The organism is Streptomyces nitrosporeus (genome assembly GCF_008704555.1).
Taxonomy (GTDB): domain Bacteria; phylum Actinomycetota; class Actinomycetes; order Streptomycetales; family Streptomycetaceae; genus Streptomyces; species Streptomyces nitrosporeus.
In genome coordinates this window covers 5,578,087-5,591,685 of sequence record NZ_CP023702.1, presented here as the reverse complement: position 1 = coordinate 5,591,685, position 13,599 = coordinate 5,578,087, and the positions used below count along the sequence as shown (strand labels likewise).

Annotated in this window: 11 protein-coding genes; 6 read left to right on the top strand and 5 right to left on the bottom strand. The window is 73.9% G+C overall.

The genetic code is table 11. The features are described from left to right. Positions 1-7 precede the first annotated feature (7 nt). Positions 8-661 carry a CGNR zinc finger domain-containing protein gene (locus tag CP967_RS24680; protein ID WP_150490070.1) on the bottom strand — a complete coding sequence of 218 codons (654 nt, stop codon included), beginning with the start codon at positions 659-661 and terminating at the stop codon, positions 8-10. A 143-nt stretch (positions 662-804) separates the two neighbouring features. On the opposite strand from CP967_RS24680, the gene CP967_RS24675 reads away from it, so the two are divergent. From CP967_RS24675 to CP967_RS24665, 3 genes are read left to right on the top strand one after another with little or no spacing between them, the layout of a single operon-like run. After that, entirely contained in the window at positions 805-1,356 is a 552-nt protein-coding gene (locus tag CP967_RS24675) for an HPP family protein (protein WP_150490069.1), read from the top strand. Positions 1,357-1,363: 7 nt separating this feature from the next. Further along, positions 1,364-1,999, top strand: a complete 636-nt coding sequence (locus CP967_RS24670; protein ID WP_150490068.1) for a pyridoxamine 5'-phosphate oxidase family protein — start codon at positions 1,364-1,366, stop codon at positions 1,997-1,999. Beyond that, on the top strand, positions 1,996-3,015 hold the full coding sequence (locus CP967_RS24665; RefSeq protein WP_150490067.1) for a TIGR03571 family LLM class oxidoreductase: 1,020 nt from the start codon (positions 1,996-1,998) through the stop codon (positions 3,013-3,015). The genes CP967_RS24670 and CP967_RS24665 overlap by 4 nt, the downstream gene beginning before the upstream one ends. 75 nt (positions 3,016-3,090) lie before the next feature. Here CP967_RS24665 and CP967_RS24660 read toward each other — a convergent pair whose 3' ends face one another. The 3 genes from CP967_RS24660 to CP967_RS24650 all read right to left on the bottom strand — a co-directional run bounded on the left by CP967_RS24660 (position 3,091) and on the right by CP967_RS24650 (position 6,823). Next, on the bottom strand, positions 3,091-4,116 hold the full coding sequence (locus CP967_RS24660) for an endonuclease/exonuclease/phosphatase family protein (RefSeq protein WP_150490066.1): 1,026 nt from the start codon (positions 4,114-4,116) through the stop codon (positions 3,091-3,093). A gap of 167 nt (positions 4,117-4,283) precedes the next feature. After that, positions 4,284-5,087 carry a TetR/AcrR family transcriptional regulator gene (locus CP967_RS24655; protein ID WP_373300336.1) on the bottom strand — a complete coding sequence of 268 codons (804 nt, stop codon included), beginning with the start codon at positions 5,085-5,087 and terminating at the stop codon, positions 4,284-4,286. Positions 5,088-5,203: 116 nt separating this feature from the next. After that, entirely contained in the window at positions 5,204-6,823 is a 1,620-nt protein-coding gene (locus CP967_RS24650) for an MFS transporter (protein ID WP_150490064.1), read from the bottom strand. 263 nt (positions 6,824-7,086) lie between these two features. Between CP967_RS24650 and panB the strand changes: the two genes are divergently transcribed. The 3 genes from panB (at position 7,087) to CP967_RS24635 (ending at position 9,974) form a co-directional block, all read left to right on the top strand. Continuing rightward, positions 7,087-7,974: a 3-methyl-2-oxobutanoate hydroxymethyltransferase gene (panB, locus tag CP967_RS24645; protein WP_150490063.1), complete on the top strand. Its 888-nt coding sequence runs from the start codon at positions 7,087-7,089 to the stop codon at positions 7,972-7,974. 132 nt (positions 7,975-8,106) lie between these two features. Then, positions 8,107-9,129, top strand: a complete 1,023-nt coding sequence (locus CP967_RS24640) for an ATP-binding cassette domain-containing protein (RefSeq protein ID WP_150492030.1) — start codon at positions 8,107-8,109, stop codon at positions 9,127-9,129. Beyond that, positions 9,126-9,974, top strand: coding sequence for an ABC transporter permease (locus CP967_RS24635; protein WP_150490062.1), 849 nt, complete (start codon positions 9,126-9,128; stop codon positions 9,972-9,974). Before CP967_RS24640 ends, CP967_RS24635 begins: the two co-directional genes overlap by 4 nt. On the opposite strand, the gene CP967_RS24630 is transcribed toward CP967_RS24635, so the two are convergent. Beyond that, positions 9,975-13,499 carry an AfsR/SARP family transcriptional regulator gene (locus CP967_RS24630; RefSeq protein ID WP_150490061.1) on the bottom strand — a complete coding sequence of 1,175 codons (3,525 nt, stop codon included), beginning with the start codon at positions 13,497-13,499 and terminating at the stop codon, positions 9,975-9,977. Positions 13,500-13,599: the final 100 nt, after the last annotated feature.

Sequence of the window (13,599 nt, the reverse complement as noted above, 5' to 3'; positions counted from 1 at the left end):
GCAGGTGTCAGCCGTCGCTCCCCCGGGAGCGGCGGCTGTGCCGTGAGACCCGCACGCGGTTGCCGCACCCGACCGTGCACCAGGCGCGGCGGGCATGGCTCCGGACGAAGTAGAGGATGCAGCCGGGCGCTTCGCAGGCGCGCAGTTTCCCGGCGTCCGGTCCGCCGAGGAGTTCCACCGCCGCGCCGGCCGTCGCGCCGAGCGCCACCAGGAACGGATCGGGCTCCGGACATCGGTCCACCACCCGCAGGGCGCCGCCTCCCGCCCCCCTCCCGGCGGGCCTCAGTTCGCGCCATCGCGCGCCCCGCCCCGCCGCCCTGTTCACCACGGCCAGGTCCGCCGGGTCCGGGGGCCGGTCCGCGGTGAGCGCGGACGCCAGTGATCTCAGGGCCCCGCGCAGCTCCAGGAACCCCTCCAGGTGGTCCGGGCCGGCCGGGGCCGCCGCCCCGATCCGTTCCGCCGCCCCCGCGGGGAGGGCCTCCCGGTGTGAAACGAGCCAGTTCCGCAGGTCCTCGGGGGTGGTGAGCGCATCCACGAGGTGTCCCCTCACCCCGCCCCTGATGTAGGTGGTGTTGACCAGCTCCAGGGCCAGCGGCTCTCCCGTCAACGGGAGTTCGTCCATGGGTGACCGGCCGCGCTGCCGGTCCGTCTGCTCGCTCATGTCCCCATCCTGCCGTCTCGATTTCGCCGCCAGAAGCTAATGGATGCGCATAGGATGCATCCATTAGCTCATGCGCTCACCGTTCACGCACCCCTCGGTACGCGCATCCCCGGTACCCGCTTCCCCGGCTCATCACGTCCCCCATGGAAGGAACGTCCGTGTCCGACACCCAGGTGTCCGAGCTCCCCTCGCAGCGCCGTCTCAGCTCCGTGCTCACGAGCAAGGCCCCGGCCCGGCCCGCGCTGCCCGTCGTCTCGGTGGCCACGCTCGGCGGCGTCACGGCCCTCGTCGCCCTGGTGGCGCTCGGCGTGCTCCTCGACCAGACCGTGCTCATCCCGCCGCTCGCCGCGAGTGCCGCCCTGGTCTTCGCCGCACCCGCACTCCCCCTGGCGCAGCCCCGCAGTGTGATCGGCGGTCAGCTGGTCTCGGCCGTCGTCGGCTTCGTGTGCCTGGCCGTCGGCGGCAGCTCGGTGTGGACCTCGGCGGTCGCCGGCGGTCTGGCGATCGGGGCGATGGCCCTGGCGAGGACGCCCCACTCCCCGGCGGCGGCGACCGCCGTCATCGTGGTCGTCACCCAGCCCTCCACGGTGCTCTTCCTCCTCCTGCTGCTCCTGGCCACCGCGGTGATCGTCGGCGTCGGCATCCTCGCGGGCCGCAGCGGCCGGACCCCCCGCTACCCCACCTACTGGTGGTAGGCCCCAGATGACCAGCCGTTACGCGCAGCTGCTGTTCACGCCGCCGGTCCAGGCGCACCAGGAGGAACAGGGCAGCCGGCGCAACTACGCCGCGATGGCCGAAGGGCCCGCGGAGGCCGACCGGCTGACCCCCTCGGAGGCCGCCTTCATCGCGCGGGCCGAGAGCTTCTACCTGGCGACCACCGGTTCCTCGGGCTGGCCCTACGTGCAGCACCGGGGCGGACCGCCGGGGTTCCTGAGGGTCGTCGACGACCGGACCCTGGGGTTCGCGGACTACCGGGGCAACAAGCAGTACATCACCACCGGGAACCTGGACACCGACGACCGGGTCTCCCTGCTGCTGATGGACTACCCCGCGCGCAGGCGGCTCAAGATCCTGGGGCGCGCCCGGACCGGCACCCCGGACCGGTGGCCCGCCTCGGCCGGCCCGCTGGTCCCCGAGGGCTACCGGGCCGTGCCCGAGCGGGTCCTCCTCATCACCGTGGAGGCCTACGACTGGAACTGCCCCCAGCACATCCAGCCGCGCTACACCGTCGCCGAACTGGAGGAGGCGCTGAAGCCGGTGCGGGAGCGGATCGCCGAGCTGGAGCGGGAGAACGCCCGGCTGCTGGAGGCCGCGCGGGCGGGCGGGCGGACGCCGTGAGCGCCGGCTGCTCCCCGGCCGGGCCCGCCGCCGGGGAGCACCGGCATCCCGGGCTGCTGCGGCACCCCGGGATGCTGCGGGCCTTCCCCGGCGGGCGGGCCACACTCGGTCTCATCGCCCCGCTGGAGTCGTTCACCGGGGACGTACCGACCATGGCCGGCCACCTCCGGCTGGCCCGGACGGCCGAGGACCTGGGCTTCTCCACCCTGTGGCTGCGTGATGTGCCCCTGCTCGTGCCCGGGGAGGGGGACGGCGGGCAGCTCTTCGACCCGTGGGTCTATCTGGGGGCGCTGGCGGTGGCCACCCGGCACATCGCCCTCGGCACGGCGAGCACCGTCCTGCCGCTGCGGCATCCGGTCCACGTGGCCAAGGCCGCGAACTCGGTGGACGCGCTCTCGGGCGGCCGGATGCTCCTCGGCGCCGCCCGTGGCGACCGCCCCGGGGAGGTGCCCGCCTTCGGCCTCGAACCGGCCGGCCTCGCGGCCGGGCTGCGGCACGGGTGGGAGTACGTACGCCACCTCACCGAGCCGGGTCCCTCCGGCTTCCTCTCCCCGCTCGGCACGGTGCCGCCCGGACAGGTCGTGCTGCCCCCGCCCGCCTGCGGACGGCTGCCGATGCTGATGACCGGACGCGGCGGGCAGCCGCTGGAGTGGACCGCGCGGCACGCGGACGGCTGGCTCTACACGGCGCTCGCGCCGGAGCAGCAGCGGGCCAACACCGCGCGCTGGCGCCGGCTGACCGGTGAGCCGGGCTCCCCCGGGTACAAGCCGTACGCGCAGGCGGGCTATCTGGTGCTCGACGAGGACCCGCGCGCGTCGCCGCGCCCGCTGCCGCAGGGCTGGGCGATGGGGCGCGAGCCCCTGCTGGACCTCTTCAAGACCTACGAGGAGGCCGGCGTCGACCAGCTGATGGTCAACCTCCGGCACAACACGCGTCCCGCGCCGGAGGTGATGGAGGAGCTGGCCGCCTACCTCCTGCCGCACTTCCCCGCCGGGGAGGCCGCGCCCGGAGGGTAGGCCCGCCCGGCGGGCGGCTCCCGGAGAGCCGGGACTCGCCCTCCCGGCCAGGGCTCCCAGGCCCGTCCGGGCCCCTCAGAGCTGGATACGGGCGGCGATCGGGAGGTGGTCGCTGTCGGTGGCCGGAAGGGTCCAGGAGGAGACGGGCTCGACGCCCCTGACCATGATCTGGTCGATGCGGGCCATCGGGAAGGACGCCGGCCAGCTGAAGCCGAACCCGTCGCCGGCCGCGCCCTGGGTGGAGCGCATCTGGGCGGTGACGGCGTTCAGCGAGCGGTCGTTCATGGTGCCGTTGAGGTCGCCGAGCAGGACCACCCGGCTGTTCGGCGCGTCGGCGATCGCCTCGCCCAGCGCGTCGGCGCTCCGGTCGCGCTGGCCGGCGGTGAACCCGGCGTCCAGCTTGACCCGTACGGAGGGCAGGTGGGCGACGAAGACCGAGACGGGGCCTTCGGGGGTGGTGACCGTGGCCTGCATGGCGCGGGTCCAGCCCATCTTGATGTCGACGGGGCGGGACCGGCCCAGCGGGTACTTGCTCCACAGGCCGACGGTGCCCTGGACCGAGTGGTGCGGGTAGCGGTCGGCGAGCGCGTCCTCGTACGCCCCGACCTTGCCGGCGGGGAGTTCCTGGAGGGCCACGATGTCCGCGCCGGATCCGGCGACCTGCTGGGCGGTGCCCGCGGGGTCGGGGTTGCCGGCGTTGACGTTGTGGGTGGCGACGGTGAGGTCGCCGCCGGGATGGGACTTGCCGGTGAGGAGCAGGCCGCCGAAGACGTTGAGCCAGACCACGGCCGGCAGGACCAGTGAGACCACCGCGGTGGCAGAGCGCCGGAGCAGCCCGAGGAGCAGGAGGACGGGGACGAGGAGCCCGAACCAGGGCAGGAACGTCTCGATGAGGCTGCCGGCGTTGCCGACGCTGTTGGGGATCTGCGCGTGGAGGACCAGCACCAGGGTCAGCAGGACCGCGCAGAGGGCGAGGACGATCCCGCGCCGCCAGATGCCGCGGTCGCTGCCCAGTCTGTGGCACAGGGCCCGCAGGCGGGCGCCGGGCCGCTCCGGGCCCGGCTCGGCGTTCTCGGTTTCCGCCCTGTACGCCTGCACCATCGCGCTGTCCTCACTGCCTTGCCGTACACATCGCCGCGCCTCATGACCCTAGGCGATGGGCGACGCCGTTCCCGCCGTCGACGACGACTGTTCTGTCACGAGGACGAGCGGGACGGCGTGGCGGGTTCCGGACGGGTGGGACTGCGGGGGCCGCTGTGACAGAACGGTCACACGGGCGCGGGCCCCGCTCCGTCCGCCGCGGCCCGCGCCTCCGGCGCCAGGCCCTGGAGCAGGGCACTCAGGATGTGCTCGACCAGTTCCTCGGGCAGCGGGGCGTCGGGGCGGTGGATGGTGCGTACGAGGACGGGGCCCGCGAACAGGTCGCTCAGCAGCTCCGCGTCGAGGTCGCCGCGGAGCTCCCCGGCGTCCACCGCCCGGCGCACGGCGGCCAGCAGGGCGGCCCGGCGCGGGGCGACGACGGTGTCCTGGTAGGCGGCCCAGAGCCTGGGGTGGCTCTTCATCTGGGCGAACACGTTGTGCAGGAAGACGGACGAGCGCTGGGCGACGCCGCGGGTGCGCATGGATTCCAGCAGGATCCGCAGGTCGTCGAGGCCGGCGGTGCCGGAGAGGACGGGTTCCGCGGGTTCCATGTCGCGCAGGACGTCGACGAAGAGTTCCTCCTTACCGCTCCAGCGCCGGTAGATGGTGGCCTTGCCGACGCCCGCGGTCCGGGCGATGCGCTCGACGGACAGGGCTCCGAGCGGTTCGCCCGCCTCCAGCAGGCCGGTGACCGCGTCGAGGATGGCCCGTTCGGCGGCGGCGCTGCGGGGGCGGCCCCGGCGGGGCCCGGTGTCCGGTCCGCCGCACGGCTCCCACGCCCGGCCGCCGCGGGGCTGCGGCGAGGGGGCCTTCGCGTGGTCCGGTGCCCGGTCCGGCGCGGTGCCCCGCGCCCGGCCGCGCGAGGTGTCCCGCGCGTGATCGCGTGAGCCGTCCCGCGACGGTTCCCGCGACTGGTCCTGGGCCTCCTGCACGTGGGTCACCTCTCGCTGCGCCGTTCACCCGTACGCCGCGCCGGGCACGCCGTACCGACCTGATTCTCACCGACCGCGGGCGGGCGGGGCGACCCGCCCGCCCGCGGCGCCGGCCGTCAGCCGCGTGAACCGGCCCCGGCGGCCGGGGCGGGCTCCCGTTCCTCCTTCTTCCGGGGGCCGTCCTGCGCACCGGCCCTGCCGGGCAGGAAGAGGCCCACGACGAGGGCGCCGATCAGGGCGACCGCCGCCGAGCCGAGGGCCGTCACGTGCATAGCCCCGACGAAGGCGTCGTTCGCCGCGGCGGCCAGCGGCCTGCCCGCCTCGCCGAGCTGTGCGGCGACGCCGAGCGTCGCCTCGATCGACTCCCCCGCGACGTCCTTCGCGGCGGCCGGCACCCCGTCGAGGTGGCCCTCGATGTCGCCCCGGTAGACGGTGGAGAGCACCGAGCCGAGCACCGCGATGCCGAGCGCCCCGCCGACCTGGCGGAAGGTGTTGTTGATCGCCGAGCCGGAACCCGCGCGTTCGCGGGGCAGCGCCTGCATCACGGCGACGGTGACCGGCGGCATGATGTGCGCCATCCCGGTGCCCTGGACGAAGAAGACCACGCACATCACCCAGACCGGGGTGCCGGCGTCGAAGACGGCGAACGCCGCGAGGCCCGCCGCGACCAGCAGCATCCCGGTCGTGCAGACGGCGCGGGCGCCGAAACGGTCCACGACCAGCCGGGCGCGCGGGGAGAACACCATCTGGGCGACCGCCAGCGGCAGGATGAGCAGCCCGGACTGGAGCGCGCTGTAGCCGCGCACGCTCTGCAGGTAGAAGGCGGAGAAGAAGGTGACGCCCATCAGCGCGAAGAAGACCAGCGCGATGGCGGCGACGGCCGCGGAGAAGGCCGGGTCGCGGAAGGTGGAGATGTCGATGGAGGGGTGGCTGCTGCGCTTCTGGTGCAGGACGAAGACCACCAGGACCAGCAGGCCGCCGACGGCCGGGGCGAGCACGGTGACGTCGGTGAAGTCGGCGAGCTCGCCGCCGCGGATGATGCCGTAGACCAGCAGGACCAGGCCGACGACGGACAGCAGCACGCCCACCGGGTCGATCCTGCCGGGCGCCGGGTCCTTGGAGTCGGGTACCAGCACGACCATCGCGACCAGGGCGATGGCCACGACCGGCACGTTGACCAGGAAGATCGAGCCCCACCAGAAGTGGTCCAGCAGCAGTCCGCCGGTGATGGGGCCGATCGCGATGGCGAGGCCGACGCTGCCGGCCCAGATCCCGATCGCCTTGGGCTGCTCGTCGGGTTCGAAGACGTTCATCAGGACGGCGAGGGTGGCCGGCATCACGAAGGCCGCTCCGAGGCCCATCACGGCCCGCCAGGCGATGAGTTCGCCCGGGGTGCCGGAGAACGCCGCGAGGGCGGAGCCGAGGCCGAAGACCAGGATGCCGCCGAGCAGCACCTTCTTGCGGCCGATGCGGTCGCCGAGCAGTCCGGCCGTGAACAGCAGTCCGGCGAAGACGAGCGTGTAGGAGTTGATCGCCCACTCGAGTTCGCTCTGGGTGGCGCCGATGCCGGTCGGCGCGGGGCCGGCGATCGTCTTGACCGCGACGTTCAGGATCGAGTTGTCGAGTACGACGATGAGCAGGCTGAACATGAGGACGGTGAGGATCGCCCAGCGGCGGCGGTGGACCGCCTCGGGGACACGGGGCGCGGCGACAGGGGCGCCGGACGGTATGGACATGCCACGACCCTAACGTCAATACGATACGAGACCGTCTCGTATTGGAAAGTCTTTACCGTCTCGTCGCCGTCCCGACACGCGGACCGCCCCCGGCCGGCCCGCGCCGCCGGGCCGCGCCACCAACCCGCATCGCCGGCCCGCGCGGCGGGGCCTCCCGCGGACCGGTGCGGGCCCACTTCCCGGGAGGGGAGGCGGGATGCCACCATGGAAGGGATCCGGGGACGCCGTCAGGGCGCCTCGAGATGACGAAGGAGCCGTTGGCCATGTCGCTTCAGGCTGCGCAGAATCAGCCCTCCCCTCCCCCCGGGGGCCCCGCCCCGTCCGCGGGGAAGGCACTGTACGGGGGCAAGAGCTCCCGCCGTGTCACCGTCCACGACGTCACCGCCGCCACCGAGCGCGGTGAGAAGTGGCCCATGCTCACCGCCTACGACGCGATGACCGCGTCCGTGTTCGACGAGGCCGGCATCCCGGTGATGCTCGTCGGTGACTCGATGGGCAACTGCCACCTCGGTTACGAGACCACCGTGCCCGTCACGATGGACGAGATGACCATGCTCTCCGCCGCCGTCGTACGCGGCACCAGGCGCGCCCTCATCGTCGCCGACCTGCCGTTCGGGGCGTACCAGGAGGGGGCCGTCCAGGCCCTGCGCAACGCCACCCGGCTGGTCAAGGACGCCGGGGTGGGCGCGGTGAAGCTGGAGGGCGGCGAACGCTCCCACGAGCAGATCCGCCTGCTGGTCGAGGCCGGCATTCCGGTCATGGGCCACATCGGCCTGACCCCGCAGTCGGTGAACGCCATGGGCTACCGGGTGCAGGGCCGCGGCGAGGAGGCGGCCCAGCAGCTGCTGCGGGACGCGAAGGCGGTGCAGGACGCGGGCGCGTTCGCCGTCGTCCTGGAGCTCGTACCGGCCGAGCTGGCCGCCGAGGTCACCCGCACCCTGCACATCCCGACCGTCGGCATCGGCGCCGGTCCGGACACGGACGCCCAGGTGCTGGTCTGGACGGACATGGCGGGGCTGACCGGCGGCAAGGTGCCGCGCTTCACCAAGCAGTACGCGAACCTGCGCCAGGTGCTCGGCGACGCCGCGAAGCAGTACGCCGAAGAGGTCGTCGGGGGTTCCTTCCCCGCCGCGGAGCACACGTTCCACTGACGCACAGCTGACCACTGCCGCACCACCGACAGCCCGCCGACATCCCCCATCGGCGGGCTGTCGCCTGTGTCGGCAGACTGTCGGTGGCACTGTCGGCGATATGTCGGTGACTTGTCGGTGGCGGCTGTTGTCATGGTGGACATGACGCGAAACGACAAGAACCCCAGGAGCGGCCCGAACGCCGTCGAGGTGCGGGGGCTGGTCAAGCACTACGGCGGGACCAAGGCGCTGGACGGCGTGGACCTCGATGTACGCGAGGGCACCGTCCTCGGTGTGCTCGGCCCGAACGGCGCCGGCAAGACGACCCTCGTACGCTGCCTGTCCACCCTGGTCACGCCGGACGCCGGACACGCGGTGGTCGCCGGTTACGACGTGGTCAGGCAGCCCCGGCAGCTGCGCCGCACCATCGGTCTGACCGGGCAGTACGCCTCGGTCGACGAGAAGCTCTCCGGCCGGGAGAACCTCTACATGATCGGGCGGCTGCTCGACCTGTCCCGCAGGACCGCCCGGTCCCGCGCCGACGAGCTGCTGGAACGGTTCTCCCTCACCGAGGCGGCCAGGCGCCCCGCGATGGACTACTCCGGCGGCATGCGGCGCCGGCTCGACCTGGCGGCCTCCATGATCGGCAACCCGTCGGTCCTCTACCTCGACGAGCCGACGACGGGCCTCGACCCGCGGACCCGCAACGAGGTGTGGGACGAGGTGCAGCGCATGGTCGCCGAAGGGGCGACCGTACTGCTGACCACGCAGTACATGGAGGAGGCCGAGCAGCTCGCCGACGAGCTGACGGTGATCGACAAGGGCCGGATCATCGCCGGCGGCGGGGTGGAGGAGCTCAAGGCGAAGGTCGGCGGCCGCACTCTGCAGATCCGCCCCTCGGACCCGGCCCAGCTGGCCGCCATGGCCCAGTCACTGCGGGACGCGGGGCTGGACGGGGTCGGCGGCGCGCAGGCCGTCCCGGACGAAGGACTGCTGTACGTCCCGATCCTGAGCGACGCACAGCTCACCGCGGTCATCGGCCTGCTGGGCGCCGGAGGGTTCTCCCTCGCCCACGTCGCCACCGCGCTGCCCAGCCTGGACGAGGTGTTCCTGGCCATCACGGGCGAGAAGAACACGCTTCCCACCGGCCCGGTCCCCCAGGAGGTCTCGGCATGAGCACCACGACACTGAAGCCCGCCCCCGCCGCCCCCGCTCCGGTGAGGACCGTGCAGGGCGAGGGCAGGATCGGGCTGCGTGCCAACCTCCGGCACATCGGCGCGCTCGCACGACGCAACATGCTCCAGATCAAGAAGGACCCGGAGTCGATGTTCGACGTCCTTCTGATGCCGATCGTCTTCACCCTGCTCTTCGTGTACGTCTTCGGCGGGTCCATCGGCGGGAGCCTGGGCGGTGACCGGCAGGACTACCTGAACTACCTGGTGCCGGGCCTGATGGCGATGATGGGCATGAACATCGCCTCGGCGGTGGGCAGCGGGGTCAACGACGACTTCAACAAGGGCGTCATGGACCGGTTCCGCACGATGCCGATCGCCCGTTCCTCGGTCCTGATAGCGAAGATCGTCGTCGAGCTCGGCCGGATGATGGTCGCCACCGTCATCCTGCTCGGCATGGGCTTCGCGCTCGGCATGGAGCTGGGCACCTCGGTGGCCGGGATGCTCGGAGCGGTCGCGCTGGCCATGGTGTTCGGCGCCGCCATCATGTGGATCTTCGTCCTGCTGGGGCTGACCATGAAGACGCCGCAGGCGGTTCAGGGAGTGGGGTTCCTGGTGCTGATGCCTCTGCAGTTCGGCTCGTCCATCTTCGCCCCGACGCAGACCATGCCGGGCTGGCTCCAGGCGTTCACCGACTACAACCCGCTGTCCAACCTGGCGGACGCGGTACGCGGCCTGATGATGGGCGGCCCGGTCGCCGACTCGGTGTGGATGACCCTGGCCTGGGCCGCCGGCATCACCGCGGTGACGGCGCCGCTCGCGGTCCGCAAGTTCCGCAGGAAGACCTGATCATCCCACGGCGTCCGTCTCCCGGACGTACGCGCCCACGAGGGCGGTGGCCTCCTCCACGGTGAGGCCGCCGCCCTCGGCGTACGCGCGCGCGTAGGCCGCGTCGTCCGGCAGCTGGGCGCGCACCATGTCCTCGGCCACGGCCCTGTTCCGGCGTTCGCCCAGGGTCGGCGCGTGCCCCGGGGGGAGCAGCTTCCCGTGGAGCCCGAGCAGCCGGGCCGCGTCGGCGGCGCGCCGTGCGCCGCCCGTACCGGCCAGGGCCCAGGCCGCGCTGACCAGGTGGAGCGCGGTCATGTGGGGGGCCACCATCTGTGCCATCGCGTCCTGGGAGCGTTCCAGGGCGCGGAGCGATCCGGCCAGCGCCGGGCCGTAGATGCCGTCGAGGTTGTCCAGCCAGGCCTGCAGTCCGGTCACGAAGCCCTCGAAGAGGGCGACAGCGTCCGAGGCGAACACCTCGGAAAGCACGTCCAGTTGCTCCCGCGCCTCGGTGACCCTGCCGGTGTTGCCGAGCCACAGCGCCAGATAGATCCGGGCCGCGGGCATGGACTCCGACCCCGTGTGCCGGTCGTCGGCGAGGACCTCGCGCAGGATGCGCTCCCCCTCCTCGCCGCGGCCGGTCTCGCAGAGCGCCGAGGCGTACCTGGCCCGCAGCACGGCCACCTGCGCCTGGGCGCCGAGCTGCCGGGCGTAGGCGATCCCGGCGCGGAAGTCCTCGGCGGCGGCCGCGCTGTCGCCCCGGCGTTCGTTGGCCTCGCCCCGGGAGGCGAGGGCCTCCGCGGCGCCCCAGGCGTCACCGAGCCGGACGAAGATCTCCAGACTCTCGTCGGCGTCCCGGCCCGCCCTGTCCGCTCCGCCAGCCCCGTCCGCTCCGCCTGCCCTGTCCGTCCCGCCCGCTTCACCCGTGCTGTCCGCTCCGGCCGGCGGGCCGGCGAGTGCCTCGCTCTCCCAGTCCGACCGGTTGGCGAGGGCGTTGGCCCGTATCTGGAGGGCCATGGCCAGCTCCCACTCGTATCCCAGCTCACGGCAGGTGGCGACGGTCTCGTCCATAACGGAGCGGAACCGCTGGATGTCACCGGTGAACAGGAGGGCGAACATCCACAGCGAGCCCGGGGTGCGGCAGGTCTGCGGCTGGCCGGGCCGGTAGGTGGCGGCGATCGCCCTCAGCCGCCCCCTGCCCTCCTCGGACATCCAGTCGTCCGCCGTGTGGTCCCGGTTGACGAGCTGGACGAGCCGCAGCCCGCGCCGCGCCTCCCCCAGCTGTTCGGGGGCCATCGGCGGCGGGCTGTCGGTACAGCGTTCGTACAGGGAGGGTGCGGGTTCGACGGGTCCGGCGAACGGGTCGGGGCCGAGTTCCGCGACCGCCTCGGTCCACAGCCGGGCCTCGGCACGCAGGTCCCGCATCTGCCAGTACCAGGCGAGGGACAGGGCCAGGCAGAGCGCCTCGTGTTCGTCCCGGACGGCCACGGCGTGCCGCAGCGCCACGCGTACGTTCTCGTACTCCCGCAGGAACAGGGCGAGGGCCGCCTGCTGGCCCGCGCCGCGGAGCAGGGGGTCGGTGGTGCGGGCCAGCTCGCGGAAGTGGACGAGGTGGCGCCGCTCGGTGGCGGCCCGCTCCCCCTCCTCGTCGAGGCGCTCGGCGGCGTACTCCGCGACGGTCTCCAGCAGCCGGTAGCGCATGTCCCCGTCGTCCCCGGGTGACGCGACGACCAGCGACTTGTCCACCAGCGAGCCGAGGAGCCCCGGCACCTCGGCCGGGGTGAGGGGGGTCCCCGCCGCGTCCTCCTGGGCGCAGACCTCCTCCGCCGCGGCCAGCGCGCAGCCCCCGGCGAAGACCGACAGTCTGCGCAGCACGGCGCGTTCGGCGGGGTCCAGCAGTTCCCAGGACCAGTCGACGACGGCCCGCAGGGTCTGCTGCCGGGGCAGCACGGTACGGCTTCCGCTGGTCAGCAGCCGGAACCGGTCGTCGAGACGGTCGGCGATCTGGCGCGGGCCGAGCATCCGCAGCCGCGCGGCGGCGAGTTCGATGGCGAGCGGCAACCCGTCGAGCCGCCGGCAGATCTCGGCGCAGGCCGCGGCACTCTCCTCGTCCGCGTCGGTCCGGAAGCCCGGCCGGGCGGCGGCTCCCCGCTCGGCCAGCAGCCGCAGCGCCATGGGGTCGGGCAGCGGATCGAGGGGCCGTACCGTCTCGCCGGGGACGCCGAGGGGTTCACGGCTCGTCGCGAGGACGGTGAGGCCGGGGCAGCGGGCCAGCAGGTGCTCGGCGAGCCGCGCCGCGGCCTCGACCAGGTGCTCGCAGTTGTCCAGGAGCAGCAGCATCCGGCGCTTGGAGCAGTACTCGGTGAGCTGGGACAGGGCCTGTCCGTCCGTACCCTCCGTACCGCGTTCGGCCACGCGGAGCCCTTCGGCCCCGGCTCCGCGCAGCACGGTCTCGCGGGCGCCCAGTGCGCTCAGTACCGCCTCGGTGACCACCGCCGGGTCGTCGACCGGGGCCAGTTCCACCAGCCACACCCCGTCGGGCCAGGCGTCGGCGACGGCCTCGGCGGCCTCCTGGGACAGCCGGGTCTTGCCCGCCCCGCCGGGGCCGAGCAGGGTGACCAGCCGGGCCCGGGAGAGGTCCTCGCCCAGGGCCGCGATCTCGGCCTCCCGCCCGACGAAGCTGGTCAGCCGGGCCCGCAGGTTGCCCCGCCGGGCGGGGGCCGGGGCGGGCTCGGGTCCGGTGCGGGCGGCGCCCTGTGGGCCCTGTGCGCCCTGGTGCTGTGTGCCCTGGTGCTGTGGGCCCTGGTGTTGTGGGCCCTGACCCTGTGTGCCCTGGTGCAGCAGCACCTCGTGCAGGGCGCGGAGTCCGGGCCCGGGGTCGGTGCCGAGCCGGTCGGCGAGCAGGGTGCGCACCTCGTCGTAGGCCGCGAGGGCCTGCGCGGCGCGTCCGGCGCCCGCCAGCGCCTTGATCCGCAGCGCCTGCAGAGGCTCGTCCAGGGGGTGGTCCGCGCAGAGCGCCGCCAGTTCCGGCAGCGCGTCCTCGGCCCGTCCCAGGGCCAGCAGGGCCCCGCACCGGGTGCGCCGCGCGTCGAGCCGCCGGGCCTCCCAGCGGGCGGCGGCCACGGCCCGGTCCGGCAGGTCGGCGAGGGCCGGCCCGTGCCAGAGGGCGAGCGCGTCGTCGAGGACGGCCAGCGCCTTCACCGCGTCACCGCCCTCCAGCGCCCGCGCCCCCTCCCCCGCGAGCCGTTCGAAACGGTGCAGGTCGACGGAGTCGGGGGCGGCGGCCAGCCGGTACCCGCTCTCCACGGACTCGACGGCGTCCCGCCCGATGGCCCGCCGCAGCCGTCCCACGAGCGCCTGGAGCGCGCCCGCCGCGTCGGCGGGCGGGTCCCCGTCCCACACCTCGCCCACCAGCACCCCGGCGGGGACGGTACGCCCCGGGCTCAGGGCGAGCACGGTCAGCAGGGCACGCAGCCGCGCCCCGCCGAGTGCCGCGGGGGTGCCGTCGTCGCGAAGGGCCCGGGTGGTGCCGAGGATGCCGTAGTGCACCCGCCCATTGTGGTCGACGGGTGCGGGCGGGGTGGCACGCAGGGCGGACCGCGCGGATCCCGGGCCGCTTCCCCGGACACCTTCCTTCCCGCCCGCCGTC